Origin of the sequence: Xanthomonas sp. MUS 060 (assembly GCF_000963215.1) — a bacterium.
GTDB lineage: Bacteria > Pseudomonadota > Gammaproteobacteria > Xanthomonadales > Xanthomonadaceae > Xanthomonas_A.
The window spans coordinates 95230-120028 of the sequence record NZ_JZIM01000004.1 but is presented as its reverse complement, the minus strand read 5'-3'; the positions used below and the strand labels follow the sequence as shown (position 1 = coordinate 120028).

At 63.1% G+C, this 24799-nt stretch carries 22 protein-coding genes, 2 tRNA genes and 5 pseudogenes; 18 read left to right on the top strand and 11 right to left on the bottom strand.

The window, feature by feature from the left end; genetic code table 11:
- Nucleotides 1-107 precede the first annotated feature (107 nt).
- From trpE to XANALMUS060_RS06445, 7 genes are all read left to right on the top strand, one after another.
- Complete coding sequence (trpE, locus tag XANALMUS060_RS06475) at nucleotides 108-1583, top strand: anthranilate synthase component I (RefSeq protein ID WP_045737672.1); 1476 nt, start codon at nucleotides 108-110, stop codon at nucleotides 1581-1583.
- Nucleotides 1514-2422: a hypothetical protein gene (locus tag XANALMUS060_RS06470; RefSeq protein ID WP_343122968.1), complete on the top strand. Its 909-nt coding sequence runs from the start codon at nucleotides 1514-1516 to the stop codon at nucleotides 2420-2422. Before trpE ends, XANALMUS060_RS06470 begins: the two co-directional genes overlap by 70 nt.
- Nucleotides 2422-3000 carry an aminodeoxychorismate/anthranilate synthase component II gene (locus XANALMUS060_RS06465; protein ID WP_045737670.1) on the top strand — a complete coding sequence of 193 codons (579 nt, stop codon included), beginning with the start codon at nucleotides 2422-2424 and terminating at the stop codon, nucleotides 2998-3000. Before XANALMUS060_RS06470 ends, XANALMUS060_RS06465 begins: the two co-directional genes overlap by 1 nt.
- A 50-nt stretch (nucleotides 3001-3050) precedes the next feature.
- Entirely contained in the window at nucleotides 3051-3689 is a 639-nt protein-coding gene (locus XANALMUS060_RS06460; RefSeq protein WP_045726675.1) for a flavin reductase family protein, read from the top strand.
- A 51-nt stretch (nucleotides 3690-3740) separates the two neighbouring features.
- Nucleotides 3741-4784, top strand: coding sequence for an anthranilate phosphoribosyltransferase (gene trpD, locus XANALMUS060_RS06455; protein ID WP_045737669.1), 1044 nt, complete (start codon nucleotides 3741-3743; stop codon nucleotides 4782-4784).
- Nucleotides 4785-4955: 171 nt separating this feature from the next.
- A complete protein-coding gene (trpC, locus tag XANALMUS060_RS06450; protein ID WP_045737668.1) occupies nucleotides 4956-5750 on the top strand; it encodes an indole-3-glycerol phosphate synthase TrpC in 795 nt (264 codons plus the stop codon).
- Complete coding sequence (locus tag XANALMUS060_RS06445; protein ID WP_045737667.1) at nucleotides 5747-6469, top strand: haloacid dehalogenase-like hydrolase; 723 nt, start codon at nucleotides 5747-5749, stop codon at nucleotides 6467-6469. Before trpC ends, XANALMUS060_RS06445 begins: the two co-directional genes overlap by 4 nt.
- Nucleotides 6470-6507: 38 nt before the next feature.
- On the opposite strand, the gene XANALMUS060_RS06440 is transcribed toward XANALMUS060_RS06445, so the two are convergent.
- Complete coding sequence (locus XANALMUS060_RS06440) at nucleotides 6508-7527, bottom strand: cellulase family glycosylhydrolase (RefSeq protein ID WP_082064951.1); 1020 nt, start codon at nucleotides 7525-7527, stop codon at nucleotides 6508-6510.
- Nucleotides 7528-7857: 330 nt separating this feature from the next.
- Entirely contained in the window at nucleotides 7858-8547 is a 690-nt protein-coding gene (gene crp, locus XANALMUS060_RS06430) for a cAMP-activated global transcriptional regulator CRP (protein WP_045726679.1), read from the bottom strand.
- 142 nt (nucleotides 8548-8689) lie between these two features.
- Here crp (XANALMUS060_RS06430) and speD (XANALMUS060_RS06425) point away from each other — a divergent pair.
- Together speD (XANALMUS060_RS06425) and XANALMUS060_RS06420 are read left to right on the top strand one after the other, a co-directional pair.
- A pseudogene (speD, locus tag XANALMUS060_RS06425) lies at nucleotides 8690-9238 on the top strand (adenosylmethionine decarboxylase); the annotation flags it as partial.
- 2 nt (nucleotides 9239-9240) lie between these two features.
- A pseudogene (locus XANALMUS060_RS06420) lies at nucleotides 9241-9642 on the top strand (haloacid dehalogenase-like hydrolase); the annotation flags it as partial.
- A gap of 38 nt (nucleotides 9643-9680) precedes the next feature.
- Here the strand turns inward: XANALMUS060_RS06420 and XANALMUS060_RS06415 are convergent.
- Together XANALMUS060_RS06415 and crp (XANALMUS060_RS06405) are read right to left on the bottom strand one after the other, a co-directional pair.
- Nucleotides 9681-10700, bottom strand: a complete 1020-nt coding sequence (locus tag XANALMUS060_RS06415; protein ID WP_082064951.1) for a cellulase family glycosylhydrolase — start codon at nucleotides 10698-10700, stop codon at nucleotides 9681-9683.
- A gap of 330 nt (nucleotides 10701-11030) precedes the next feature.
- Nucleotides 11031-11720: a cAMP-activated global transcriptional regulator CRP gene (gene crp / locus XANALMUS060_RS06405; RefSeq protein ID WP_045726679.1), complete on the bottom strand. Its 690-nt coding sequence runs from the start codon at nucleotides 11718-11720 to the stop codon at nucleotides 11031-11033.
- A 142-nt stretch (nucleotides 11721-11862) separates the two neighbouring features.
- Here crp (XANALMUS060_RS06405) and speD (XANALMUS060_RS06400) point away from each other — a divergent pair, with 142 nt between their 5' ends.
- A complete protein-coding gene (speD, locus tag XANALMUS060_RS06400) occupies nucleotides 11863-12657 on the top strand; it encodes an adenosylmethionine decarboxylase (RefSeq protein ID WP_045726680.1) in 795 nt (264 codons plus the stop codon).
- 418 nt (nucleotides 12658-13075) lie between these two features.
- Here the strand turns inward: speD (XANALMUS060_RS06400) and XANALMUS060_RS06395 are convergent, their stop codons facing one another.
- Complete coding sequence (locus XANALMUS060_RS06395) at nucleotides 13076-13495, bottom strand: hypothetical protein (RefSeq protein WP_235430378.1); 420 nt, start codon at nucleotides 13493-13495, stop codon at nucleotides 13076-13078.
- Nucleotides 13496-13778: 283 nt separating this feature from the next.
- Nucleotides 13779-14420 carry a 2-polyprenyl-3-methyl-6-methoxy-1,4-benzoquinone monooxygenase gene (gene coq7, locus XANALMUS060_RS06390; RefSeq protein ID WP_045737665.1) on the bottom strand — a complete coding sequence of 214 codons (642 nt, stop codon included), beginning with the start codon at nucleotides 14418-14420 and terminating at the stop codon, nucleotides 13779-13781.
- A 214-nt stretch (nucleotides 14421-14634) separates the two neighbouring features.
- Here coq7 and rplM point away from each other — a divergent pair, with 214 nt between their 5' ends.
- Both rplM and rpsI read left to right on the top strand, forming a co-directional pair.
- Nucleotides 14635-15063: a 50S ribosomal protein L13 gene (rplM, locus tag XANALMUS060_RS06385; RefSeq protein WP_045726683.1), complete on the top strand. Its 429-nt coding sequence runs from the start codon at nucleotides 14635-14637 to the stop codon at nucleotides 15061-15063.
- Between the two features lie 3 nt (nucleotides 15064-15066).
- Complete coding sequence (gene rpsI / locus XANALMUS060_RS06380; RefSeq protein ID WP_012914852.1) at nucleotides 15067-15459, top strand: 30S ribosomal protein S9; 393 nt, start codon at nucleotides 15067-15069, stop codon at nucleotides 15457-15459.
- A 399-nt stretch (nucleotides 15460-15858) separates the two neighbouring features.
- Here rpsI and XANALMUS060_RS06375 read toward each other — a convergent pair.
- A tRNA-Gln gene (locus XANALMUS060_RS06375) sits at nucleotides 15859-15933 on the bottom strand.
- Between the two features lie 41 nt (nucleotides 15934-15974).
- Nucleotides 15975-16051 (bottom strand) — tRNA-Met (locus tag XANALMUS060_RS06370).
- Nucleotides 16052-16171: 120 nt separating this feature from the next.
- Here XANALMUS060_RS06370 and XANALMUS060_RS06365 point away from each other — a divergent pair.
- The 3 genes from XANALMUS060_RS06365 (at nucleotide 16172) to bfr (ending at nucleotide 17643) form a co-directional block, all read left to right on the top strand.
- On the top strand, nucleotides 16172-16783 hold the full coding sequence (locus XANALMUS060_RS06365) for an RNA pyrophosphohydrolase (protein ID WP_045737664.1): 612 nt from the start codon (nucleotides 16172-16174) through the stop codon (nucleotides 16781-16783).
- Nucleotides 16784-16862: 79 nt separating this feature from the next.
- Complete coding sequence (locus XANALMUS060_RS06360; protein ID WP_045737663.1) at nucleotides 16863-17072, top strand: (2Fe-2S)-binding protein; 210 nt, start codon at nucleotides 16863-16865, stop codon at nucleotides 17070-17072.
- A gap of 100 nt (nucleotides 17073-17172) precedes the next feature.
- Nucleotides 17173-17643 carry a bacterioferritin gene (bfr, locus tag XANALMUS060_RS06355; protein ID WP_012914855.1) on the top strand — a complete coding sequence of 157 codons (471 nt, stop codon included), beginning with the start codon at nucleotides 17173-17175 and terminating at the stop codon, nucleotides 17641-17643.
- 170 nt (nucleotides 17644-17813) lie between these two features.
- Here the strand turns inward: bfr and XANALMUS060_RS06350 are convergent, their stop codons facing one another.
- A complete protein-coding gene (locus tag XANALMUS060_RS06350) occupies nucleotides 17814-20318 on the bottom strand; it encodes a hybrid sensor histidine kinase/response regulator (RefSeq protein WP_045737662.1) in 2505 nt (834 codons plus the stop codon).
- 3 nt (nucleotides 20319-20321) lie between these two features.
- A pseudogene (locus XANALMUS060_RS06345) lies at nucleotides 20322-22233 on the bottom strand (EAL domain-containing protein).
- Nucleotides 22234-22759: 526 nt separating this feature from the next.
- Between XANALMUS060_RS06345 and XANALMUS060_RS06340 the strand changes: the two are divergent.
- The 3 genes and pseudogenes from XANALMUS060_RS06340 to XANALMUS060_RS06330 all read left to right on the top strand — a co-directional run.
- Nucleotides 22760-23539: a DUF6776 family protein gene (locus XANALMUS060_RS06340; protein ID WP_045737660.1), complete on the top strand. Its 780-nt coding sequence runs from the start codon at nucleotides 22760-22762 to the stop codon at nucleotides 23537-23539.
- The gene (locus XANALMUS060_RS06335; protein WP_045737659.1) at nucleotides 23511-23969 is read left to right on the top strand and encodes a polymer-forming cytoskeletal protein; all 459 of its coding nucleotides are present in this window, start codon (nucleotides 23511-23513) and stop codon (nucleotides 23967-23969) included. The genes XANALMUS060_RS06340 and XANALMUS060_RS06335 overlap by 29 nt, the downstream gene beginning before the upstream one ends.
- A gap of 31 nt (nucleotides 23970-24000) precedes the next feature.
- A pseudogene (locus XANALMUS060_RS06330) lies at nucleotides 24001-24210 on the top strand (iron-sulfur cluster insertion protein ErpA); the annotation flags it as partial.
- Here the strand turns inward: XANALMUS060_RS06330 and XANALMUS060_RS21845 are convergent.
- Nucleotides 24196-24702, bottom strand: a pseudogene (locus XANALMUS060_RS21845) (response regulator); the annotation flags it as partial. The pseudogenes XANALMUS060_RS06330 and XANALMUS060_RS21845 overlap by 15 nt on opposite strands.
- Between the last annotated feature and the right edge of the window lie 97 nt (nucleotides 24703-24799).

The following is a 24799-nucleotide window of genomic DNA, read 5'->3' as shown; positions in this document are numbered from 1 at the left end:
GTTCAGCCTGACGACCCCGCGTTCCTTCACTTCGGCTCGCCGTGCGTGGCGATGGTGGCCTGCAGCCGTCGTCCGTCCCGTTATCGCGTCCCGGAAGGAAAGCCGTCTTGATCACCCGCGAGCAGTTCCAGCACTACGCCGCTGAAGGCCACACCCGTATCCCCGTCGTCCGCGAAGTGCTGTCCGATCTGGACACGCCATTGTCGGTCTACCTCAAGCTCGCCGACGCCCCGCATACCTATCTGTTCGAATCGGTCGAAGGTGGCGAGCGTTTTGGCCGTTATTCGATCATCGGCCTGCCGGCGCGCCGCGTCTACACCTTCCGTGGCCACACGTTGGAGGTGCGCGACCACGGCAGCCTGGTCGAGCAACGCGAGGTCGCCGATCCGCTCGCCGAGGTCGAGGCGCTGCGCGCCCAACACATGGTGCCCAGGATCGACGGCGTGCCGGGCTTCACCGGCGGCCTGGTGGGGTGGTTCGGTTTCGAATGCATTGGCTATATCGAGCCGCGCCTGGCGGGCGACGTTGCTCACGACGAATTGGACACGCCGGATATTCTGCTCATGCTGTCCGAAGAGGTCGCGGTTTTCGACAACCTCAAGGGCCGCCTGTACCTGATCGTGCACGTCGATCCATCCGCTGCCGATGCCTGGGAGCAGGCGCAAACGCGGCTGGACACGCTCACCGCCACGCTGCGTCAGCCCGGTGCGGGCTATCCCGCACCGTTGGCGCGCGACGTCCTCGACGAGAGCGATTTCGTCTCCGGCTTCACCCGCGAAGGCTTCATCGCCGCGGTGGAGAAGTCCAAGGACTACATTCGTGCCGGCGACATCTTCCAGGTCGTGCTGAGCCAGCGCCTGAGCGTGCCGTTCAAGACGCGTCCGTTGGACGTGTACCGCGCGCTGCGCGCGTTGAACCCGTCGCCCTACATGTATTTCATCGATGTTGGCGATACCCAGGTGGTCGGTTCCTCGCCGGAGATTCTGGTGCGTCTGGAGGCCGGGCAGGTCACCGTGCGCCCGATCGCCGGCACGCGTCGGCGCGGCAAGACCGTGGAAGAAGACCTCGCGCTGGAAGCGGAACTGCTCGCCGACCCCAAGGAGCGCGCCGAGCATCTGATGTTGATCGACCTGGGCCGCAACGACGCCGGTCGCGTCTCGCAGGCGGGGAGCGTGGCGGTCGGCGAGCGCTTCGTGATCGAGCGCTACAGCCACGTCATGCACATCGTCAGCGAAGTCACCGGCACGCTGTTGCCGGGGCTCAGTTACGCCGACGTGCTACGCGCGACCTTCCCCGCCGGCACCGTCAGCGGCGCGCCGAAGATCCGTGCGCTGGAGGTCATCCGTGAATTGGAGCCGATCAAGCGCAACGTGTACGCCGGCAGCATCGGCTACCTTGGCTGGCATGGCGATGCCGACACCGCCATCGCCATCCGCACGGCGGTGATCAAGCATGGCCGCCTGCACGTGCAGGCCGGTGCCGGCATCGTCTACGACTCCGATCCGCAAGCCGAATGGGACGAGACGATGAGCAAGGGCCGCGCGTTGTTCCGCGCGGTGGCCGAGGCGGCGAAGGGGCTCTAATGGACAGGACATTCAGTGAGCGACTGGGTTTCAAGGAACCGAGAACCTTGGCTCAGGTCGAAGAGATGGACGCTGCCCTTCGGAATGGGCTTTGGAATGTTCTCTATTCGACTTTTTTTGATACAGCGCATAATGATGGCCACGAACATGTGTCGAGACTTATTTGGCAACTCTATTTCAAGAAGCCAATCGACTCGCGTCCGAGTGAAAGAGGTATGTTTGATGGTCAATATCGGGCTGATTTTGATGAGGTTAGGGCGTGTTTCTTTGGTTGGGAATGGAATGAAGTCTATGATTTCGTCGAGTTCATGGTTGGCCTGAGTAGAAAACTTGGTCTGACAAAAGACCCATCCCGCTTCATCAAAATGCTGAAGTACGTGCTTGAAACGGAGTGCTCTGGATATCGTCTTCTCGGTGACATCTTCGTTCCAATCGTTGATCCTCACGAACTCGATGAAGTCAACAAGGCGCTGTCAGATTCATTTTCCGAGTCTCAAAAACACATTGCCTCCGCACTTCAGTTGATGGCGGATCGAAACAATCCGGACTATCGGAACTCGATCAAGGAATCCATTTGCGCTGTCGAAGCCGCGGCTCGGATCGTTTCTGGGAAGCCTGATGCGACGCTTGGTGATGCACTCAAGCATTTGGAGCGATCTGGGGCGCTACATGCTGCTCTCAAAGGCGCATTTTCGCAGCTCTACGGATATACGAGCGATGCCGACGGCATTCGCCATGCCTTGATGGGTGAATCCAACATCACGCAAGCCGACGCCCGCTATTTTCTGATGACATGCAGTGCATTCGTGAATTTACTTAAGACAAAGAAGGCCAGCTGATGCTGTTGATGCTCGACAACTACGACAGCTTCACCTACAACCTCGTGCAGTACTTGCAGGCGCTCGGTGCCGAGGTCAAGGTGGTGCGCAACGATGCGCTCAGCGTGGACGAGATCGAGCGCTTGGCGCCCGAGCGCATCGTCATCTCGCCCGGTCCATGCACGCCGAACGAGGCCGGGGTGTCGCTGCAATTGATCGAACGGCTCGGCCAGCACACGCCGATCCTGGGCGTGTGCCTGGGGCACCAGAGCATCGGTCAGGTCTACGGCGGGCAGGTGGTGCGCGCCGGCACCATCATGCACGGCAAGACCTCGCGCATCCGCCACCAGGGGCTGGGCGTGTTCGCCGGTCTGCCCGATGGCTACGAGGCCACCCGCTACCACTCGCTGGTGGTGGAGAAGACCACGTTGCCGCAGTGCCTGGAAATCACCGCCTGGACCGAACACGCCGATGGCAGCATGGAAGAAATCATGGGCCTGCGTCATCGTCAGTTCCCGGTCGAGGGCGTGCAGTTCCATCCCGAGTCCATCCTCACCGAGCATGGTCACGCCTTGTTGAAGAATTTCCTGGAGCGTTGAGTCGCCGCGCCGGCATCGCGTTCCTTTTCGTCACCGCCGGATGCCTAACGATGCAAGATCCCGCCGAAACCTTCCATTTCTACGAACCGGCCCATGGCCATGGGCTGCCGCACGATCCGTTCAACGCGATTGTCGGACCACGGCCGATCGGTTGGATCGGTTCGCGCAGCGCTGACGGCGTCGCCAATCTGGCGCCTTACAGTTTTTTCAATGCCTTCAACTACGTTCCGCCGATTGTCGGCTTCGCCAGCATCGGCTGGAAGGACAGTGTCCGCAACATCGAGGCCAGCGGTGAATTCACCTGGAACCTGGTCACGCGCCCGTTGGCCGAGGCGATGAACGCCAGTTCCGCGGCGGTCGCGCCGGAGGTCGATGAATTCGCTCTGGCGGGGCTGGCCGTCGCGCCGTCGCGCTTGGTCGGCGCGCCACGGGTCGCTGCAAGTCCGGTGAGTTTCGAATGCCGGCTCAGCCAGTTGCTGCCGCTGCAGACTGCGCGTGGCGAACCGATTCAAACGTGGCTGGTGCTCGGCGAAGTGGTCGGCGTGCACATCGCGCGCAGCGCATTGCACGATGGGCTTTACGATCCGGCCGCAGTGGCGACCCTGCTGCGTGCCGGTGGACCGGCCGATTACTTCGAGGTGCTCGCGCAAGGGCGGTTGCGCCTGGAGCGACCCGCTCGCCCGGCTTGACCCCATTGGCGGCCCTTTTCCCTCTTTAGGACAGCGACAGATCTTTCTTCTATGACCATCACCCCTCAACAAGCGCTGCAACGGACCATCGAGCACCGCGAAATCTTCCATGACGAGATGGTCGGGCTGATGCGGCAGATCATGCGGGGCGAGGTGTCGCCGGCGATCACGGCGGCCATCCTGACCGGGCTGCGGGTGAAGAAGGAGACGGTTGGCGAGATTGCCGGTGCGGCACAGGTGATGCGCGAGTTCTCGCGCACGGTGAGCGTCGCCGACCGCCGCCACATGGTCGACATTGTCGGCACGGGCGGTGACGGTTCGCACACCTTCAACATCTCCACTTGCGCGATGTTCGTCGCCGCCGCGGCCGGGGCCAAAGTGGCCAAGCACGGCAATCGCAGCGTCTCTTCCAAATCCGGCAGTGCCGATGTGCTGGAAGCGCTGGGCGCGGCGATCGAGCTGCAACCGGACCAGGTGGCGCAGGCGTTGCAGGCCACCGGCATCGGTTTCATGTATGCGCCGGTGCATCATCCGGCGATGAAGGTGGTGGCGCCGGTACGCCGCGAGATGGGCGTGCGTACCATCTTCAACATCCTCGGCCCGCTGACCAATCCGGCCGGTGCGCCGAACATCCTGATGGGGGTGTTTCATGCGGATCTGGTCGGCATCCAGGCGCGTGTGCTGCACGAACTGGGGGCCGAGCGCGCGCTGGTGGTGTGGGGCCGAGATGGCATGGACGAACTATCGTTGGGAGCCGGCACGCTGGTCGGCGAGTTGCGCGATGGTCAGGTGTGCGAATACGAACTGCATCCGGAGGATTTCGGTATCGCCATGTCGGCCAGCCGTAACCTCAAGGTGGCCGATGCCGCCGAATCGATGGCGATGCTGCGTGGCGTGCTCGATAACGTGCCCGGCCCGGCGCTGGACATCGTCGTCTTCAATGCCGGGGCGGCGTTGTACGTGGCTGGTGTGGCCGCCGATATCGCCAGCGGTATCGCGCTGGCCCGTGCCGCCATCGCCGATGGTCGTGCGCGGGCCAAGCTGCAGGCGTATGTGGCGTGCACGCGCACAATCCTGGCGATCCGCGAGCCGTGACCGGATGCGCGCGGCTTGCGTCGATATGCACGGCGTTCGCAACCGTTTGGGATCCTTGCAGCACGCACGATAGCCAGCGCCCGCCCGCCTCGGCTGTGTCTGATCCGCGTTCATTGACCTACCGTTACCTTCAGCATTGCCGATAATGCCCCCTCCACAGGATCCCAACGCATGAGCGACATTCTCCGTACCATCCTCGCGCGCAAGACCGAAGAGATCGCCGAACGCAGCGCGCGCGTGCCGTTGACCGAGCTGGTCGCGCGCGCGGAGGCGATGCCGTCCACGCGTGGGTTCGCGCGCGCGCTGCAGGCCGCCATCGCCAACGGCGACCCGGCGGTGATCGCCGAGGTCAAGAAGGCCAGCCCGTCCAAGGGCGTGATCCGGCCCGACTTCCATCCGGCCGATATCGCAGTCAGCTACCAATTCGGTGGTGCCGCCTGCTTGTCGGTGCTGACCGATGAGGATTTCTTCCAGGGGCACGATCGCTATCTGCAGCAGGCGCGCGAGGCATGCACCCTGCCGGTGTTGCGAAAAGACTTCACCATCGACCCGTATCAGGTCTACGAGGCCCGTGTGCTCGGTGCCGACTGCATTCTGCTGATCGTCGCCGCCCTGGACGACCTGCAACTGGCCGAATTGTCGTCGTTGGCGCTGCACCTGGGCATGGACGTCCTGGTGGAAGTGCACGACATCGACGAACTGGAGCGCGCCCTGCAAGTACCCGCGCCATTGATCGGCATCAACAACCGCAACCTGCGGACCTTCGAGGTGTCGCTGCAGACCACCTTGTCGATGAAGGACGCCGTCCCGCGCGATCGCCTGTTGGTGACCGAGAGTGGCATCCTCAGTCAGGCCGACGTGGCGACGATGCGCGCTGCCGACGTGCATGCTTTCCTGGTCGGCGAGGCGTTCATGCGTGCCGAGGAGCCTGGAGAAGCACTGCGGCAGTTGTTCTTTTCCGCATGAGCGTAACGTATCCAGTTCCGCACGCCGATGCGCCGGTGGTGGTGTTCGATTTCGACCACACGCTGTACGACGGCGACTCCGGCAGCCACCTGTTCGCTTGGTTGATCCGGCGCAATCCGTTGCGCCTGATCGCCGCGCTGTTGGCGACGCCGTTGTTAGGGCCGCTGGTGGCGATGCTGTCGACACGACGCACCGGCATCTCTGGCTATGTGTGGATCGCCAGCTTCGGTTTGCATCGCGCACGCGAGTTCAACGGGATCATCGATCAATACGTCCTGCATCATCAGGCGCAGATTCGGCAGCGGCTGCTGCCGCAAGCGCTGGAGGTGTTCGCCCGGCACCGTGTCGCAGGCGACCGGGTGGTGGTGGCCACCGGTGCGCCGCCGGAGTTGGCACGGGCGATTCTCGGTTTTGTCGCGCACCAGGACGTGCCGGTGATCGGCAGCCTGATCGGTCCGCGGCTGGGCGCGGTCACGGCGACCCGTCACTGCCACAATCAGGAAAAGATGCGCATGCTGCGCGAGCTCGGCTATGGCGCCATCGCCAAGGCCTATTCGGACAGCATCGCCGACCTGCCGCTGCTGCAAGCGGCGGCGGCGCCAGTCGTGGTCAATCCCAAGGCGTCGGCGGTGGCGGTGTTTCGGCAGGCCCTGCCGTCCGGTACGCCGATCCTGAACTGGGGATGCCGTGATCGCGCTGGCGACGCGGTGGGCGCGTGATTGCCGCGAAACGGCAGCCCAGCGCGCGACGCTGTTGCTCAACGCCCAGGTGCCGAATAGGCGCTGTCGCTCGCGACCAGGGCTCGGTGGATCGGCGCGATCCACTGCCCCTGGTCGATGTCGTAGGTGCCGAAGCCGCCTTCGAATTCCCAGTAGGCCCAGGCGAAATGGCGTTTCTCTGCGGCGTTGACCACGGCGATCGTCCAGGCGATGCGGTCGGCCGGCGGCGCCTTCTCGTAGGTGCCGAATTCACCTAGCAGCACGTGCCGGCGATGCACTGCGGCCCAGGCCGCGATCGTGTCGAACTCGCGATAAAGCTTGGCCCGGTCTACGTCGCTGCCCCAGTGCACGCCTGTGTTGTCGCGGATGTCACGACGAACCCAGGGTGCGCCCTGATGGGTGAAGCGGAACGGGTTGTAGTAATGCACCGTGACCAGAAGATGGGGGTCGTTCTCGGGCAGGCGCAGTTCGTCGAGGGCGTTGAAATTATTGCCGTTGGCCGGGCCGACGACCACGGTCCGGATCGGGTTGTCGCGGCGGATGACGTGCAGTGCGTCCCGGAGCAGGCCATTCCACACCGTACTGGTCACTTCGCCGCCGGGCTCGTTGAGGATTTCGAACAGTACCGAAGGCGGTGCGTTGCGGTAGCGTGGGGCGATCTGGCCCCAAAATGCCAACAGTTTCGTGCGGCAAACAGCGGCGTCGTTGGCGCAGGCATGGAAGTCGTGTTCGTCCAGGATCACGTTCAATCCTGCTGCCGTAGCCTGGCTGACCACCGTGTCCAGTGTGTTGAGCCAAACCGGGTCGAGCCGGTTGGCTGCGTCCATGTGCGCGAAGGCTTGCAGGTTCACCCGAACGGTGTGGAAGCCGCCATCGCGGATGGTGCGGAACAGTGGCGGGCGGAAATGCGCCTTGGCCGGGTCCGTCCACATTGGGTCATCGCTCAGGATGTTGACCCCACGGCCGAGCTGGGCAGAGGCGTCGGCCTGTGCCCAGCGCATTGGCAGTGCCAGACACAACAGCGCCAGAACGATGGGGATACCACGGTTGCGGTGCATTGCTGCTAGCTCCTAGGCAGTGGCAGGAGGCGAGACGCGCCGAGGCGCAGTCGGCTGGCAGCGGAGCCGCCACTGCACTCACTGCGCCAGGATCTGGCGCACTATCATCGTGCCCCATGGTCTGAGAAAAGCGAATGCAGGCGAACTGACCGGGCCAAGCGGGACCATGGCATCGCAGACGTACTCGCTGCCGCAGCCTCCGCCGTGTGGACTGGCGGTTGTCTCACACAACGCAGCGCGGCTGTCCATCTGAGACAGGTGGGCGCCCAGCGCCCGCACACCGAGCACCGCGGCGAGCAGGCCTGGTTCAGCGCTATCGCGGCATGCCGATCAGCGTGCGCCGTACAGCACCACGGTCTTGCCGCGTGCGTGCAGAAGGCCGTCGACCTGGAGCTTCTTCAGCACCCGGCCGGCCATCTCGCGCGAGCAGCCGACAAGTCGTGCCAACTCCTGCCGCGACACCCGCAACTGCATACCCTGCGGGTGGCTCATCGCCTCCGGCTCCTGGGCTAGGTCGTGCAGGGTGCGCACAATGCGGTCGCTGACATCCAGGAAGGCAAGGCGGCTGGCTTTGCGCGAGGTATCGAGCAGGCGCTTGGACAGCTGCACGCCGATTGCGTACAGCACCCGCGGCGCATCGGCCGACAGCGAACCTAAGAACAACTGGTGCAAACGTTCGTAGCTGATCTCGGCCAGCTCGCACGGCGTGCGCGTGCGCAGGATCACCTCGCGCTGGTCCGATTCGATGAACAGCCCCATCTCGCCGACGAACTCGCCGTTGCCGAAGTAGCCGAGAACCAGCTCACGGTCGTCATCTTCCTCGGCGATAATGCTGACCGAGCCGCTGACCACGTAGTACAGGGTCCCGGCAGGGTCGCCAGGTCTGAACACGTCGGTCCGCGCCGGATAACGACGGCGATGGCTGTGCGCTAGAAAGCGGTCAATGGTGGCGGCGTCCAACGTCAGAGGACTTGGGGCGATACGCACGGGTGCTGCGGTGGTGGCGTTTCCGGGACTCATGTTGGTTTCAGCTACGGCGTGATTCGTGAAGCTTAACGGGCCGCGTTCGTGGCGGCAAACATTAGGACGGACGACACATTTCGCGTTGCGCGCGTTTAGCTCATACTCTTGTGTATTCCCACGTCTGCAGAGGACCCACACCGTGGTCAAGCCGTTGCCTCGCTTGAGGCTGCAAGGTTTCAACAACCTCACCAAGGCGTTGAGCTTCAACATTTACGATGTCTGTTACGCGATCTCCGAAGATGAACGTCAGCGTTACATCGAATATATCGACGAGCAGTACGACGCCGATCGTCTGACCCAGATTCTTACCGATGTGGCCGAAATCATCGGCGCCAACATTCTGAACATTGCGCGCCAGGATTACGATCCGCAGGGCGCGTCGGTGACGATGCTGATCTCCGAAGAGCCGGTTATCGACAAGAAGGCGGCGGGCAAGGAAATCATCTCCGATGCCGTGGTTGCGCACATGGACAAGAGCCACATCACCGTCCATACCTACCCCGAAACCTATTCGCAGCACGGTATCGCTACGTTCCGTGCTGACATCGATGTCGCGACCTGCGGAGTGATTTCGCCGCTGAAGGCGCTCAACTATCTCATCGAGAGTCTGGAATCGGACATCGTGATCATGGATTACCGCGTGCGCGGCTTCACCCGCGACGTGAAGGGCAAGAAGCACTATATCGATCAGCGCTGGAGGTGTTCGCCCGGCACCGTGTCGCAGGCGACCGGGTGGTGGTGGCCACCGGTGCGCCGCCGGAGTTGGCACGGGCGATTCTCGGTTTTGTCGCGCACCAGGACGTGCCGGTGATCGGCAGCCTGATCGGTCCGCGGCTGGGCGCGGTCACGGCGACCCGTCACTGCCACAATCAGGAAAAGATGCGCATGCTGCGCGAGCTCGGCTATGGCGCCATCGCCAAGGCCTATTCGGACAGCATCGCCGACCTGCCGCTGCTGCAAGCGGCGGCGGCGCCAGTCGTGGTCAATCCCAAGGCGTCGGCGGTGGCGGTGTTTCGGCAGGCCCTGCCGTCCGGTACGCCGATCCTGAACTGGGGATGCCGTGATCGCGCTGGCGACGCGGTGGGCGCGTGATTGCCGCGAAACGGCAGCCCAGCGCGCGACGCTGTTGCTCAACGCCCAGGTGCCGAATAGGCGCTGTCGCTCGCGACCAGGGCTCGGTGGATCGGCGCGATCCACTGCCCCTGGTCGATGTCGTAGGTGCCGAAGCCGCCTTCGAATTCCCAGTAGGCCCAGGCGAAATGGCGTTTCTCTGCGGCGTTGACCACGGCGATCGTCCAGGCGATGCGGTCGGCCGGCGGCGCCTTCTCGTAGGTGCCGAATTCACCTAGCAGCACGTGCCGGCGATGCACTGCGGCCCAGGCCGCGATCGTGTCGAACTCGCGATAAAGCTTGGCCCGGTCTACGTCGCTGCCCCAGTGCACGCCTGTGTTGTCGCGGATGTCACGACGAACCCAGGGTGCGCCCTGATGGGTGAAGCGGAACGGGTTGTAGTAATGCACCGTGACCAGAAGATGGGGGTCGTTCTCGGGCAGGCGCAGTTCGTCGAGGGCGTTGAAATTATTGCCGTTGGCCGGGCCGACGACCACGGTCCGGATCGGGTTGTCGCGGCGGATGACGTGCAGTGCGTCCCGGAGCAGGCCATTCCACACCGTACTGGTCACTTCGCCGCCGGGCTCGTTGAGGATTTCGAACAGTACCGAAGGCGGTGCGTTGCGGTAGCGTGGGGCGATCTGGCCCCAAAATGCCAACAGTTTCGTGCGGCAAACAGCGGCGTCGTTGGCGCAGGCATGGAAGTCGTGTTCGTCCAGGATCACGTTCAATCCTGCTGCCGTAGCCTGGCTGACCACCGTGTCCAGTGTGTTGAGCCAAACCGGGTCGAGCCGGTTGGCTGCGTCCATGTGCGCGAAGGCTTGCAGGTTCACCCGAACGGTGTGGAAGCCGCCATCGCGGATGGTGCGGAACAGTGGCGGGCGGAAATGCGCCTTGGCCGGGTCCGTCCACATTGGGTCATCGCTCAGGATGTTGACCCCACGGCCGAGCTGGGCAGAGGCGTCGGCCTGTGCCCAGCGCATTGGCAGTGCCAGACACAACAGCGCCAGAACGATGGGGATACCACGGTTGCGGTGCATTGCTGCTAGCTCCTAGGCAGTGGCAGGAGGCGAGACGCGCCGAGGCGCAGTCGGCTGGCAGCGGAGCCGCCACTGCACTCACTGCGCCAGGATCTGGCGCACTATCATCGTGCCCCATGGTCTGAGAAAAGCGAATGCAGGCGAACTGACCGGGCCAAGCGGGACCATGGCATCGCAGACGTACTCGCTGCCGCAGCCTCCGCCGTGTGGACTGGCGGTTGTCTCACACAACGCAGCGCGGCTGTCCATCTGAGACAGGTGGGCGCCCAGCGCCCGCACACCGAGCACCGCGGCGAGCAGGCCTGGTTCAGCGCTATCGCGGCATGCCGATCAGCGTGCGCCGTACAGCACCACGGTCTTGCCGCGTGCGTGCAGAAGGCCGTCGACCTGGAGCTTCTTCAGCACCCGGCCGGCCATCTCGCGCGAGCAGCCGACAAGTCGTGCCAACTCCTGCCGCGACACCCGCAACTGCATACCCTGCGGGTGGCTCATCGCCTCCGGCTCCTGGGCTAGGTCGTGCAGGGTGCGCACAATGCGGTCGCTGACATCCAGGAAGGCAAGGCGGCTGGCTTTGCGCGAGGTATCGAGCAGGCGCTTGGACAGCTGCACGCCGATTGCGTACAGCACCCGCGGCGCATCGGCCGACAGCGAACCTAAGAACAACTGGTGCAAACGTTCGTAGCTGATCTCGGCCAGCTCGCACGGCGTGCGCGTGCGCAGGATCACCTCGCGCTGGTCCGATTCGATGAACAGCCCCATCTCGCCGACGAACTCGCCGTTGCCGAAGTAGCCGAGAACCAGCTCACGGTCGTCATCTTCCTCGGCGATAATGCTGACCGAGCCGCTGACCACGTAGTACAGGGTCCCGGCAGGGTCGCCAGGTCTGAACACGTCGGTCCGCGCCGGATAACGACGGCGATGGCTGTGCGCTAGAAAGCGGTCAATGGTGGCGGCGTCCAACGTCAGAGGACTTGGGGCGATACGCACGGGTGCTGCGGTGGTGGCGTTTCCGGGACTCATGTTGGTTTCAGCTACGGCGTGATTCGTGAAGCTTAACGGGCCGCGTTCGTGGCGGCAAACATTAGGACGGACGACACATTTCGCGTTGCGCGCGTTTAGCTCATACTCTTGTGTATTCCCACGTCTGCAGAGGACCCACACCGTGGTCAAGCCGTTGCCTCGCTTGAGGCTGCAAGGTTTCAACAACCTCACCAAGGCGTTGAGCTTCAACATTTACGATGTCTGTTACGCGATCTCCGAAGATGAACGTCAGCGTTACATCGAATATATCGACGAGCAGTACGACGCCGATCGTCTGACCCAGATTCTTACCGATGTGGCCGAAATCATCGGCGCCAACATTCTGAACATTGCGCGCCAGGATTACGATCCGCAGGGCGCGTCGGTGACGATGCTGATCTCCGAAGAGCCGGTTATCGACAAGAAGGCGGCGGGCAAGGAAATCATCTCCGATGCCGTGGTTGCGCACATGGACAAGAGCCACATCACCGTCCATACCTACCCCGAAACCTATTCGCAGCACGGTATCGCTACGTTCCGTGCTGACATCGATGTCGCGACCTGCGGAGTGATTTCGCCGCTGAAGGCGCTCAACTATCTCATCGAGAGTCTGGAATCGGACATCGTGATCATGGATTACCGCGTGCGCGGCTTCACCCGCGACGTGAAGGGCAAGAAGCACTATATCGATCACAAGATCAATTCGATCCAGAATTTCCTGGCGAAGAACATCAAATCGCGCTACGAGATGTTCGATGTCAACGTGTATCAGGAAAACATTTTCCACACCAAGATGCACCTGAAGGACTTCGATCTAGATCAGTACTTGTTCGAGGAGAAAGCCAAGAACCTGTCGTTCAAGGAGCGCATGCGTATCGAAGCGCTGCTCAAGCGCGAGATCGAGGAGTTGTTTCACGGCCGCAATTTGGTCGAATAAGTCTCTAGTCAGGGGTGCGCGGCAAGGTCGCCGCCGCGCGCTACGCGCTCCCGACAGGGCTCCGAGGTGCTACAAAAGTGTGCGATCTCTCTGCATTTTGTCTACATGCGGAGACGATGCGGCAATTCTTTTTGCCGGCACGTGCTGGATCGGCGCAGCCATCCGACCGAAGGGCTGCGGCGGTTTTGCTTTAGCTGTTGACCCGGTGAGGCCGGGGCGCTTGGCGCCTCCGGTCTTGAGGCTGCCGTGCGATCTAGTCGGGCAGTCTCTGGCGGCAGGAGGTGCGTTGCTGTGGAGCGCACTTGGCGACAGCGCCTTGTTCTGCGGTGCGCTGGGAGCTTGCGTCTGCCGGATGCGCGGCTCGCGGAATCAGCCTGCGGTGCGGACGATGCCGGATGCCGGATGCCGGATGCCGGCCTCAGGCGATGGCCATCCGTTTGCGTCTGACGAGTAGGCGACCGATCAGCAAGCGGTGTGCGACCATCGCCAGCAGCGCAGTGATCGACAGCGCGATGATGACGCGGGTAAACATGCCGCCCAGATTGCCGGCGTGCTCCAGTTGGTCGAGTCGGCCGAACTGCGATGGATCTGCGTTGGCATAGGCGATCACCACGGTGGCGCCGTCCAGCAGCAACGGTGCCGCTTCGGCGCCGCTGGCTTCGAACGCGCCGTTGTGCAGCCGCCCCTTGCTCTGGAACGCATAATGAAAGCGATAGCGCGTCAATGGCCGGGCCTGCATGCTGAAGGTGCCATCGGCGATCACCGGGACCGTGGTCACCGAGTGGTCGCGCAGGATTGCGCTGGCGTGGGCGTAGTCGCCGAGCAAATGATAAAGCACGGCACCACTGCAAAGCGCGAACAGGGCCGCGCACAGCAGGCGTGAGAGCCTGCGGATCAGCGGTGATGGTGAGTGGAGCGTGGCTGCGGGCATGGTGGTCGACGTGCGCAACCCGCGCCGAAGGTGCTAGAAGCGAACGATGCCGCAAATGACAAACGACACAGCAGATTGCCCATCGCGGGAATGTCGTGCGTGTGCGTGGAATCAGTCAGCATTTGTTCACTTTAGCCCGAATCCGCGGGCAATGCCAGCCGGCCCGGCTGCTCGCCGCCGCCAGCCATGGTCACAGTCGATAGGCGACCGCTTTCATTACGCGCGACGCGGCGGCCATCACGGTAGGGATCGGTACGGGCAGGTGTCGCGCGCCGGCGTGTTCGGCGTGCTCGGCATGGCGCGCCTCGTCGACTTTCATCACTGTCAAAATGTCGCGGCTGCGCAGGTCGGCTGGTGGCAGCGTCTGCAGGTGTTCGTCCAGGTGCGCCTCGACCTGGCGTTCGGTCTCCACGACGAAGCCCAGGTTCCAGCCATCGCCACGCAGCCCGGCAAGCGTGCCGATCGCGTAGCTGCCCGCGTACCAGAGCGGATTGAACAGGCTCGGGCGGCTGTCCAGTTCGTGTAGCCGCTTCGCGCACCAGGCCAGGTGATCGGTCTCTTCCTGTGCCGCCTCCAGCAGCTGCGCGCGCGTGGCCGGGTCGCGGGCGACCGCCGCTTGGCCGAAGTACAGCCCTTGTGCGCAGACTTCGCCCACATGGTTGATGCGCATCAGCCCGGCCGCGTGGCGGCGCTCGTCCGGCGCCAGCACCACATCGGCGCTGGCGGCGGGGTAGGCCCGTTGCGCTGGCGGATCGCCGAACACGGTCTCCAGGGCCCGTTGGGCCTCGACCAGGATGCGATCAAGTGGAGAATACTGGCGGCTGTCCGTCATGCGGGAGGCCCGGAAGCGGTGGGAGTGTCGATTCTCCCCCCGGGCTGGCGCACTGCCAAGCGTGAAGGGTCATTCTGGCCGTTGTGCCAGGAAGAACTTGCACGCAACCGTCGTCGCGCGTAGAATTTCGCCTCTTGCGTTTTTGCAATTCACAACGCGTGGCAAAGTTCCGGCAGTTTGCTGCGGGAATCCGCCCGACCAACCGAGTCTTTCAATGAGCACCTTCACTGCTAAGTCCGAGACCGTCCAGCGCGACTGGTATCTCGTCGACGCCGCCGGCAAAACGCTGGGTCGGCTTTCTACCGAACTTGCTCGCCGTCTGCGCGGCAAGCACAAGCCGGTCTATACCCCCCACGTCGATACTGGCGATTATCTGGTGGTGATCAACGCCGAGAAGATCGTCGTCACCGGTAACAAGCTCAAGGACAAGAAGTATCACCGCTTCACCGGCTACATCGGTAATCTGAAGACCGAGAGCCTGGAGCAGGCGTTGGAGCGCCATCCTGAGCGAGTGATCGAGATCGCGGTCAAGGGCATGTTGCCCAAGGGGCCGCTGGGTCGCGCGATGTATCGCAAGCTCAAGGTCTATTCCGGTGCGCAACATCCGCACGCCGCTCAGCAGCCGCAGGTTCTGGATATCTAAATCATGGCTATCACGCAAAACTACGGCACTGGCCGCCGCAAGTCCTCCACCGCTCGCGTGTTCCTGCGCAAGGGTACCGGCAATATCTCTGTCAATGGCCGTCCGCTGGACGAGTTCTTTGGCCGCGAGACCGCACGCATGATCGTGCGTCAGCCGTTGGAACTGACCAAGAACACCGAGAGCTTCGACATCGTGGTCACCGCCTCTGGCGGCGGCACCACTGGTCAGGCCGGCGCGATCCGCTTGGGGATTGCGCGTGCGCTGGTCGAGTACGACGAAACGTTGAAGTCCGAGCTGCGCAAGGCTGGTTTCATGACCCGCGACGCCCGTGAGGTCGAGCGTAAGAAGGTCGGTCTACACAAGGCGCGTCGCGCCACCCAGTTCTCCAAGCGCTGATTCATCGCGCCTAGTGTGGAATCCCGCGGGATTCCACTGGGGTGTACAAAAGCCCGGTTTCGGTCGGCCGGGCTTTTGTCGTTTTGAGGTTTTTTCTGTGTTTTGCCGACCGATAACGATGGAAGGTTGCCAATCCGCGTGATCCCGGCGGTTTTTGGCGTTGCGCGCGTTTGGCACAGTGCCGCGCTTGACTTGTGCCTGTTGCTCCGAGGCGAAGCGCTGTACCCGCTTTGTATCCAGCGCTGCTGAAAATTCCCCCGGAGTTCAAGGGGTTTGGCTGGATAGAGGAGGTGTTGGGTCTGCCGCCTTGTACGCGGCGTGCAGCGCGGGTGCGATGGACTTGCGCGAACCAAAAGCGAGTCAAATAAAAAGCCGATCTGTCGATCGGCTTTTTTTATTTGGCTGCCCCGGATGGATTCGAACCACCGAATGCCTGAGTCAGAGTCAGGTGCCTTACCGCTTGGCGACGGGGCAATGTGTAACAAAATTATTGCACGCCTTCAGCGTGGATACCATGGTGGCTATGGGTGGACTCGAACCACCGACCCCAGCATTATGAGTGCTGTGCTCTAACCGGCTGAGCTACATAGCCTCGGTGAACCGTCAATTCTTATGGAGAATCGGGCGGCTGTCAACGCATTTCTGCCCTGCTTGTGGCTTGAGCGCCACCATGGCAGAGTCGGAGCCAGTAGATTTTTCAGGAGTCCGCATCGTGATCGATCCGGACGGCTATCGACCGAACGTAGGCATCGTGCTGATGCGACCGGATGGTCAGGTGTTCTGGGCACGTCGTGTGCGCCGGGATGGCTGGCAGTTCCCGCAAGGTGGCATGAATACCGACGAAACCCCGGTCGAAGCCATGTACCGCGAGTTGCGCGAAGAAACCGGCTTGATGCCCGAGCATGTGGAAGTGCTCGGCGCCACGCCCGGTTGGCTGCGCTATCGCTTGCCCAGCCGAGCCATTCGCCGCAATGAGCGGCAGGTCTGTATCGGCCAGAAACAGGTCTGGTTCCTGCTACGCATGCAATGCGACGAAAGCCAGTTGAATCTGGAGTTGACCGAGACGCCGGAGTTCGACCATTGGCGCTGGGTCGATTTTTGGTATCCAGTGGAGCATGTGGTGCTGTTCAAGCGCGGTGTGTACGCCCGCGCACTGCGGCATCTGGCGCCGTTGGCGCAGAACATCGCCGGCAGCGGCATCCGCGCCATGCCGGCGCTGGCGCAGGAGGCCTGGTTGCCGGGCAATAACGCTGGCCACGAGCGCCCACGTAAGCGGCCGCGTAAGCGCGGCGGGTCATTGGGGGTGCGGGCGAATCATGATTGAGGGGTGGAATTGACAACCATTCTCACTTCGGGTTGAATGGTCCAGGGCGCAGTCCGCGCTGTTCACTACCAAGCTTGCCGTGTACGTCTGCATCTGCAACGGGGTCACTGATCGCCAGATCCGCGAAGCGGCCGAGGCCGGCTGTCGCAGCGTGTCCGAATTGACCATGCGCACGGGCTGCGGCGCTACCTGCGGCTCCTGCCTGGACATGGCCGCCGATCTGCTGCAACGCGCGCTCACGCGTGAACTGCCACTTCCGGTGTTGGTCGGTCTGGCCTGTGCTGCCTGAGTGCATGCCGCCGCGCGGCGGGATGATCACGATTCGCGTTCCCTCACGTTAGCGCTCGATTCGCTAGAGTCTGCGCTTTCCATCTTCCGCGAGCGATGCGATGAAGGGCGACAGCAAGGTCATCGAGTTCCTCAACAAGGTCCTCTACAACGAACTGACCGCGATCAATCAGTATTTTCTGCATGCCAAGATGCTGAAGAACTGGGGCCTGAAGGAACTGGCCGAGCACGAGTACAAGGAATCCATCGACGAGATGAAGCACGCCGACAAGCTTGCGGACCGTATTCTGTTCCTTGAGGGCCTGCCCAACTTCCAGGCGTTGGGTAAGCTGCGCATCGGTGAAAACCCGAAGGAAATTCTCGAATGCGATCTGGCTCTAGAGCAGGACGGCACCGCCACCTTGCGCGAGGGCATCGCCTACGCCGAGTCGATCCAGGACTATGTCAGCCGTCAGTTGCTGGCCGATATCCTTGAGTCGGAGGAAGAGCACATCGACTGGCTGGAAACCCAGTTGGATTTGATCGCGCGGATCGGCGAGCCGAACTACCTGTTGACCAAGCTCGAAGACTGAGTCGCGTCCTGCGCTTGCGTGGCGGTCGATGTTCCGAGCAAGCGCGCGGTTTTTCTTTCGTGACATCCGCTGATCTGTAGTGATCTGCATGGCCGGGGGCGCTGAGCTGTCGCACAATGGTCGGCTTGCCCCGCTGGGACGAAACATCCACCAGCTCAGAGTGCGGAGCTTTAAGCGTTGCGCAAAATGGCGAGGTAACCATTCAAGGCCAATCGCGCTTGTGCGAACTCGGCGATGGCCTGGCCGACCTCGACAGCGGGATGTTCCAGCGTTCCCGCGCGTACGCCGGCTTCGATGCGCAGCGCTGCGGCCGACAGGGTCTGCGCACCGACGTTGGCGGCGGATGATTTAAGGGTATGCGCGGCATCGCGTAGCAGCGCGTCCTCGGCGGTCGCGACGGCTTGTTCCATGCGCTGGATCAACAGTGGCGCATCGCCCAGAAAGGTGTCGACGATCTGCGCAGTGTTGGCGTTGCCGATGACCTCGCGCAGCTCGTCCAGCACTTCGATGTCCAACACTTGCTTTGCCACCGCCACGTGTCCGGTGCTCTCGGTCGCTGCCGATGCTGGCGTCGGCGTGGCTGCGATGGCGGCAGCCGCGTCTTTCGTGGGAAGAAACGGCCTGCTGCTGCCAGCGTCGTGAACGGCACTCGCATTCGCCATGGCCGCGTCCATGCCAGTGACCGCTGATGCAGGCACATGCGCCTGCGTGCGCATGGAGGGACGGCTTGGCAGCCAGCGTTGCAGGCAGGCTGCTAGCCGAGTTTGATCGATTGGCTTGGAGAGGTAATCGTCCATGCCGGCATCCAGGCAGCGTTGGCGGTCGCCGGCCATGGCGTTGGCGGTCATCGCCACGATCGGCAGACGCGCGCGCGTCCCGTTGGCTTCTGACTGACGCCATTGGCGGGTGGCGGCGTAGCCATCCAGTACCGGCATCTGGCAATCCATCAATACCAGGTCGTAAGGCTGTTGAGCCAATTGCGTCAACGCCAATGCCCCGTTTTCGACAGTGTCGGCACGATACCCCAGGGCTTCGAGCAATCGTTGCGCCACCATCATATTGACCGGGTTGTCTTCAACCAGCAGCAGACGGTATTGGCTGGGCGTGGTCTTCGCGTTCGAGTCGTTGGCCATGGTGTGCGTGGGGGGCGTGCTGCGCTCCTTGGTGCGCTCGCTTTCGATCTGCGCGTTTGTGTCCAGGGCTTTCAGTGCATTGACATAGGTGTCTTCTTTCGGACTTCCCGCGCTGACCTCCGTCGCAGGTGGGTCAAGGGCGAGCATGCTGCGCAGGTCCAGGTCGGCCGCCTGCCGCGACAGCAATGCGCCGTGCGCGCGGATTTCTTCCGGAATCTCCGTGTCACCGTAGAGCCAGATCAGGCGTGTGGTCTGCGGCGCTGGCAACCGCGCGACCGCACGCTGCAGCGCGCGGGCGCTGTGGCGCATGCCGTCAAGATCGCCGATCACCAAATCGTAGGTCGAACGCGTGCTGTTGCCAGTGCGTAGCCGCTCCAGCGCTTCCTGGGTGGAATCGACCTTGCTGACCTGCACTCCCCAGTTCGTCAGCAGTCGATTCAGCCGTTGGTACAAGCGCTGGTCCGCACTGACCAGCAGGGCATGTAGACGCGGCATGTGACTGTCTGCATGCGATATGTCACCGATCACCTTGAGCAGTGCAATCTCGAACCAGAAAGTAGCGCCGTGATCGAGCTTGGATTCCAGGCCGATGCGTCCGCCCATCAGCTCGACGATACGCTTGCAGATCGCCAGACCCAAGCCGGTGCCGCCGTAAAGACGGGTCGTGGATGCGTCGGCCTGGGTGAAGGCCTGGAACAGCCGTTCCTGGCGTTCGGCGCTGATGCCGATCCCGGTATCGCGCACTTCGAAGCGCAGCACGTGTTGCGCCGGACTCTCGCCGAGGCGACGCACGTGCAGGTCGATGCCCCCGCGTGCGGTGAATTTGATCGCGTTCCCCAGCAGGTTGCTCAGCACCTGGCGTAGTCGCACCGGATCGCCGCGTACCTGCAAGCGCACCGCGCGGTCCAGTTGCAGTGTCATGCGCAGGCCTTTGGCTTCCGCCGCACGCTGCATCAGTTGCAATACGTCGTCGAGCAGTTCGCGCAGGTTGAAGGCGGTGGTTTCCAACTCCAGTCGGTTCGCTTCGAGCTTGGAGTAGTCCAGGATGTCGTCGACGATTCGCAGCAATTGCAGCGATGAGTTGTTGGCCGCACGCAGCATCTCGCTCTGATCCAGGTCCAGCGGACCTTGTGCGATCAGTTCCAGCATCGGGATGATGCCGTTGAGTGGCGTGCGGATCTCGTGGCTCATCGTGGCCAGGAACTCGCCCTTGGCCAGCACAGCGGCCTCTGCCGCTTGCTTGGCCTGGACCAGCTCGCATTCCAGCCGCTCGCGCAGGTGTACATCGTGCTGCAGTGCGTTACGTTCGGATTCGGCTAGGTCGGCGCGGGTCAGGGCCGTGTCAAGATCGCTGACCTGTTGCTGTGCGCGCCAGCCGACGGTTGCAGTCAGTATGGCAGCGGCGATCATGCACGCTGGCGCCAGCCAGGACCATGGTGCCGGCAGGGCCATCGGTGGTAGCGCCAGGATCGCACCGCCGATGGCGCTGCCGGTGCCTAGCACGGCCAGCCATGGTAGGGGCTGGCGTTTTTGTGCGGACATGAGCTACAGCACCGCGTTCTGGAAGTCGAAGTTCAATTGATCGCCGGCTGATTGCACCAGATTGCCCTGGATGAAGTCGACTCCGCCCATCCACATTGCCGCAGCTGCCTGTGCCTGCTCGATTTGCTGGCCGATGATGAGCAGCCCGGCGCGGTGCGCCAAGTCGATCGCGATGCGTAGTTGGTCGCGCAATTGAGGGTTGCCGTGGGCGTTGGCGAAGCGCGCGGATAGTCGCAGATACCCCAGCGGTAACTGGGCGATCAGTGCTTCGGCTTCGGGGCCTGGTTCGAACTGGCTGATGCAGAACTGCACGCCCACCGGCATCAGGCGTGCGCAGAACTGCTGCAGCGTCGCAGTGTGAATCAGCGCATCGTCCAGACGCAGGTCGATCACCAGCGAGGTGCCGGTGACACCACGTCGCTCGATGGCGTCGATCAGCCAGTCGGTGAAGGCGGTGCGCGCCAGGGTGCGGCTGGATTGCGAGACGAATAGGCGCAGCGGCGGCGTGGCGTTCTGGTGAAGCTGCAGTAGGCCAAGTGCGTGGTCCAACACCTGCTGGTCGAGATCGGCGATGAGTCCACCGGCTTCGGCCGCCGGCAATAGCTGGCCGGCGGAGATCAGGGTGCCGTCGCGTTGGCGCACGCGCAGCAGTACCTGGTACTGCGCGATGTCGCCGCCGGCGACGGCGACGATCGGCTGGTAGGAGGGTTCCAGTTGGCCTTCCAGCATCGCAATGCGAGCCAGGTCCTCCTCCGTGCGGGGTGGGGTGTATGCGACGACGCTTTGCGGATGCAGCCGGGCCTGCAGCGCAGTGCGCTCCACCGCTTCCAATGCGGCGCCGGCGTCTTCGAAGCCCTGCATCAGATCGGCATATCCGACTGCGCAGCGCAGATGCAAGGTTTCGTCATCGCGCAACGGGAAGCCGTGGCCTGTCAGGGTGTCGCGCAGCGCTTGCGCGCGCTGTAGTTGTGTCTCGGCGTCGCTGTCCTCGGTCAACAGCAGGAAGCTGTTGTCGTTCAGTCGCGCCAGTGGCAGTGGTGCGTTGGCCCCTGCCAGGCGTTGTCCGGCTTGGGTGACCAGACGTTCGAACGCAGCGTAGCCGTAGCGCTCGCGCAAGCCAAGCGCACTGGCGATCTCGATGAAAAACAGGCTGCCGGGGCGGCGTGCGTGTAACGCTGTTTCAAGCAGTTGCAGCAGGTGCGCGCTGGTCGGCAAGCCGGTCTCGGGATTGTTCAACGGTACCTGCTCGGCGCTGCCCTGCTGACTCTGTTGGGCTTGCTGACGCGCGCGGCGGATGCGGTTGGACACGGCGGCGATCAGATGCCGCGGCCGGATCGGTTTGGTCAGGAAATCGTCGGCGCCACTGTCGAGTACTTCGTAGGGTAATTCCGGATTTGCATCGCCGGACAAGGAACACAATCGGCAGTAACTGATGTTGCGGTTGCTGACGGATCAGCGTGGTCAGGCGCATGCCGTCGAGTCCTGGCATGTGCAGGTCCATCAGGATCAGGTCTGGTCGGTACTCGGCGATCGTCTGCTGCACTTCTTCTGCTTGCAACTGCACCTGTGCGTCCATGCCGGCACCGTGGAGAATGCTCTGTGCGAACAGCGCCTGCGAGCGGTCGTCCTCGACGATCAGGACACGGTAGGCGTTTTCTTGCAGTTGTGGTGAGCTGTCATTTACCGCATCAGCCTCCACGGCCTGGGCTTCGGGCGTGTTGGCTGCCGACCCGCTCAGGCTGTCTGCAGTGCTGTGGCCGGCGAGCGGCCCGGGCGCTGCGTCCGCCGCTGGCGATTCGGTCACGGCATCGGTGGCCCAGCGCTGCCAATGGTCGGGCGGCGGGGTCTCGGCACGGACATTGTGCGTGCCCGGTTGCTCGTGATCTGGAAGTGGAGTGGTGTCTCTGGTTGCCATCGCGTCTTGTTCCTGGTGCGCTCCCCATTATGCGTTGAAGTGAGCGATGGCAGGGAAACGGTCTCATTTGGCTCAGCGACGAGGCTGCATGCTGTGGCCGTGATGGAGCCAGCGCATGCGACCTCGTCGCAAGCGCCACGTCCGCAGTGTGCCGACCACGTTCGCGGCCAGGACTGGCGATAAAGGCTGGCTTCTGGCTTCCAGGAGGGGCCCGGCGCGGGTATCCGGGTGCTGGGGCGCGGTCCCAGGCCGAATCCAGGTCCGGCCGCCAGTCTGTCGGCGAGGCGCTCGGCCAAGGCCGATGCGCTGGCGCTGCCGAGTCCGGACCGGGATTGGCGTGTCTGCAGCATCGGTGGCTGGGTCAATCCTACCGTCTACGCCTGTGGCCATGGTCAGCCTGGCGTGGGCGATACCGGCGGCAATTCGCCGTCGATCATGGGTTGGCTCTGGATTACAATTTGGAAAACCAAGCAGGCCGACTCGCCAGGATCGACGTCGGCGCCGCTCCGGTGGCGCCGTTGTATGCATGAACCGACCCGTTCCCCGTTTCCAGATCGTGCTCAATGGCGTCGCGCCACGCCGTGCCCGTGCAGTCTGGTTGTTGTTCGCGCTGCTATGGCCGCTGTCGATGGGCCTGACTTGGTGGTTCGCCAGCCGTCAGGCAGCGCCTCGGCTGGGCGTGGTCAGCGCGCAATTGCGCCAAGCCCAACACCAGTTGCTGGCACAGCAGCAGCAGATCCAGGCCCTCCATCAGCATCAGGCCACCCTGGCCCGTTCCGACCAGATCAGCCGTGCCGCCAACAATGAAGTGCAGAGTTCCCTTGCCGAGCGCGAGGAAGAGATCGCCAGCCTGCGCGCGGATGTCGCGTTCTACGAGCGTCTGGTCGGTGCGACCAGCCAGCGCAAGGGCTTGAGTGTGCATTCGGCGGAGTTCTCTGCCGAGGTCGGCGGCACCTGGCACTACAACGTGGTGCTGACCCAGAACCTCAACCGTGGCGCGATCAGCCAGGGACAGATGCGCCTGACCGTGGAAGGGGTACGTGGTGGCAAGCTCGCCAGCGTGGGCTGGGACGAGTTGCACCAGAAGACAGGCATGCCTGGACAGGACTATTCGTTCCGATACTTCCAACAGCTCGATGGCAGCGTAATACTGCCCAAGGGATTCACTCCACAGCGGGTGCGCGTGTGGTTGAGCGGTGGTGGGGGTGGGGCACCGGTCAACCAGACCTTCGATTGGGTATTGGCCGGCAACAGCAACGGCAAAGTGGAGCAGAGCGATGTTCGGAAACAAGAGCGGCCGCAGTAGCGGTCAGACCGTGGTGGACACTCTGATCGGCGCCCAGGTGGTGATCCGTGGCGATCTGATGTTCAGCGGTGGGCTCTACGTGGAAGGGCGCATTCTTGGCAAGGTGATCGCCGAGGAGGGAGTGCCGGCGATGCTCACCCTGTCCGAACACGGCAGCATCGAAGGCGAAATACGTGCCCCGGTGGTGGTCATCAATGGTCAAATGATCGGCGACGTACACGCCACCGAGCGGGTGGAGCTAGCGCCGAAGGCGCGGGTGCAGGGCAACGTGCATTACCAGGTGGTGGAGATGAACGCCGGCGCACAACTCACCGGGTGTTTGATCCATGCCGGCAGTATCGCCACGCTGGCGCTGCCGCAGATGCCCAACGCCGTCGCCTTGGGTGCCCCGGAGTCGTCGCCGCCTGCGCTGACCGCGGACCAGGCTTGATTCGGCGCCCGGCCATCCCCATGCTGTCTACATGAGCACCATCGTCTCCCTGCCCGGCGCTGCGCCGACGCCCGATTACCAGTCGCTGGAGCGGCCGCTGAACTTCACCTCGGCCGCCGCGGCCAAGGTGCGTGAGTTGATCCGCGAGGAAGGCAATGACGCGCTGGCATTGCGCGTCTACATCCAGGGTGGTGGTTGCTCAGGCTTTCAGTACGGCTTCGAGTTCGACGAACACAATCGGCAGTAACTGATGTTGCGGTTGCTGACGGATCAGCGTGGTCAGGCGCATGCCGTCGAGTCCTGGCATGTGCAGGTCCATCAGGATCAGGTCTGGTCGGTACTCGGCGATCGTCTGCTGCACTTCTTCTGCTTGCAACTGCACCTGTGCGTCCATGCCGGCACCGTGGAGAATGCTCTGTGCGAACAGCGCCTGCGAGCGGTCGTCCTCGACGATCAGGACACGGTAGGCGTTTTCTTGCAGTTGTGGTGAGCTGTCATTTACCGCATCAGCCTCCACGGCCTGGGCTTCGGGCGTGTTGGCTGCCGACCCGCTCAGGCTGTCTGCAGTGCTGTGGCCGGCGAGCGGCCCGGGCGCTGCGTCCGCCGCTGGCGATTCGGTCACGGCATCGGTGGCCCAGCGCTGCCAATGGTCGGGCGGCGGGGTCTCGGCACGGACATTGTGCGTGCCCGGTTGCTCGTGATCTGGAAGTGGAGTGGTGTCTCTGGTTGCCATCGCGTCTTGTTCCTGGTGCGCTCCCCATTATGCGTTGAAGTGAGCGATGGCAGGGAAACGGTCTCATTTGGCTCAGCGACGAGGCTGCATGCTGTGG

Bases quoted from the DNA above. Each gene is read 5' to 3' on its own strand.
- rplM (WP_045726683.1), top strand. From the start codon at position 14,635: ATGAGCACCTTCACTGCTAAGTCCGAGACCGTCCAGCGCGACTGGTAT.
- XANALMUS060_RS06470 (WP_343122968.1), top strand. From the start codon at position 1,514: ATGGGACGAGACGATGAGCAAGGGCCGCGCGTTGTTCCGCGCGGTGGC.
- XANALMUS060_RS06445 (WP_045737667.1), top strand. From the start codon at position 5,747: ATGAGCGTAACGTATCCAGTTCCGCACGCCGATGCGCCGGTGGTGGTG.
- bfr (WP_012914855.1), top strand. From the start codon at position 17,173: ATGAAGGGCGACAGCAAGGTCATCGAGTTCCTCAACAAGGTCCTCTAC.
- XANALMUS060_RS06350 (WP_045737662.1), bottom strand. From the start codon at position 20,318: ATGTCCGCACAAAAACGCCAGCCCCTACCATGGCTGGCCGTGCTAGGC.
- XANALMUS060_RS06340 (WP_045737660.1), top strand. From the start codon at position 22,760: ATGAACCGACCCGTTCCCCGTTTCCAGATCGTGCTCAATGGCGTCGCG.
- crp (WP_045726679.1), bottom strand. From the start codon at position 11,720: ATGAGTCCCGGAAACGCCACCACCGCAGCACCCGTGCGTATCGCCCCA.
- trpC (WP_045737668.1), top strand. From the start codon at position 4,956: ATGAGCGACATTCTCCGTACCATCCTCGCGCGCAAGACCGAAGAGATC.
- coq7 (WP_045737665.1), bottom strand. From the start codon at position 14,420: ATGACGGACAGCCGCCAGTATTCTCCACTTGATCGCATCCTGGTCGAG.
- XANALMUS060_RS06415 (WP_082064951.1), bottom strand. From the start codon at position 10,700: ATGCACCGCAACCGTGGTATCCCCATCGTTCTGGCGCTGTTGTGTCTG.
- XANALMUS060_RS06465 (WP_045737670.1), top strand. From the start codon at position 2,422: ATGCTGTTGATGCTCGACAACTACGACAGCTTCACCTACAACCTCGTG.
- XANALMUS060_RS06440 (WP_082064951.1), bottom strand. From the start codon at position 7,527: ATGCACCGCAACCGTGGTATCCCCATCGTTCTGGCGCTGTTGTGTCTG.
- XANALMUS060_RS06335 (WP_045737659.1), top strand. From the start codon at position 23,511: ATGTTCGGAAACAAGAGCGGCCGCAGTAGCGGTCAGACCGTGGTGGAC.
- rpsI (WP_012914852.1), top strand. From the start codon at position 15,067: ATGGCTATCACGCAAAACTACGGCACTGGCCGCCGCAAGTCCTCCACC.
- crp (WP_045726679.1), bottom strand. From the start codon at position 8,547: ATGAGTCCCGGAAACGCCACCACCGCAGCACCCGTGCGTATCGCCCCA.
- trpD (WP_045737669.1), top strand. From the start codon at position 3,741: ATGACCATCACCCCTCAACAAGCGCTGCAACGGACCATCGAGCACCGC.
- XANALMUS060_RS06460 (WP_045726675.1), top strand. From the start codon at position 3,051: ATGCAAGATCCCGCCGAAACCTTCCATTTCTACGAACCGGCCCATGGC.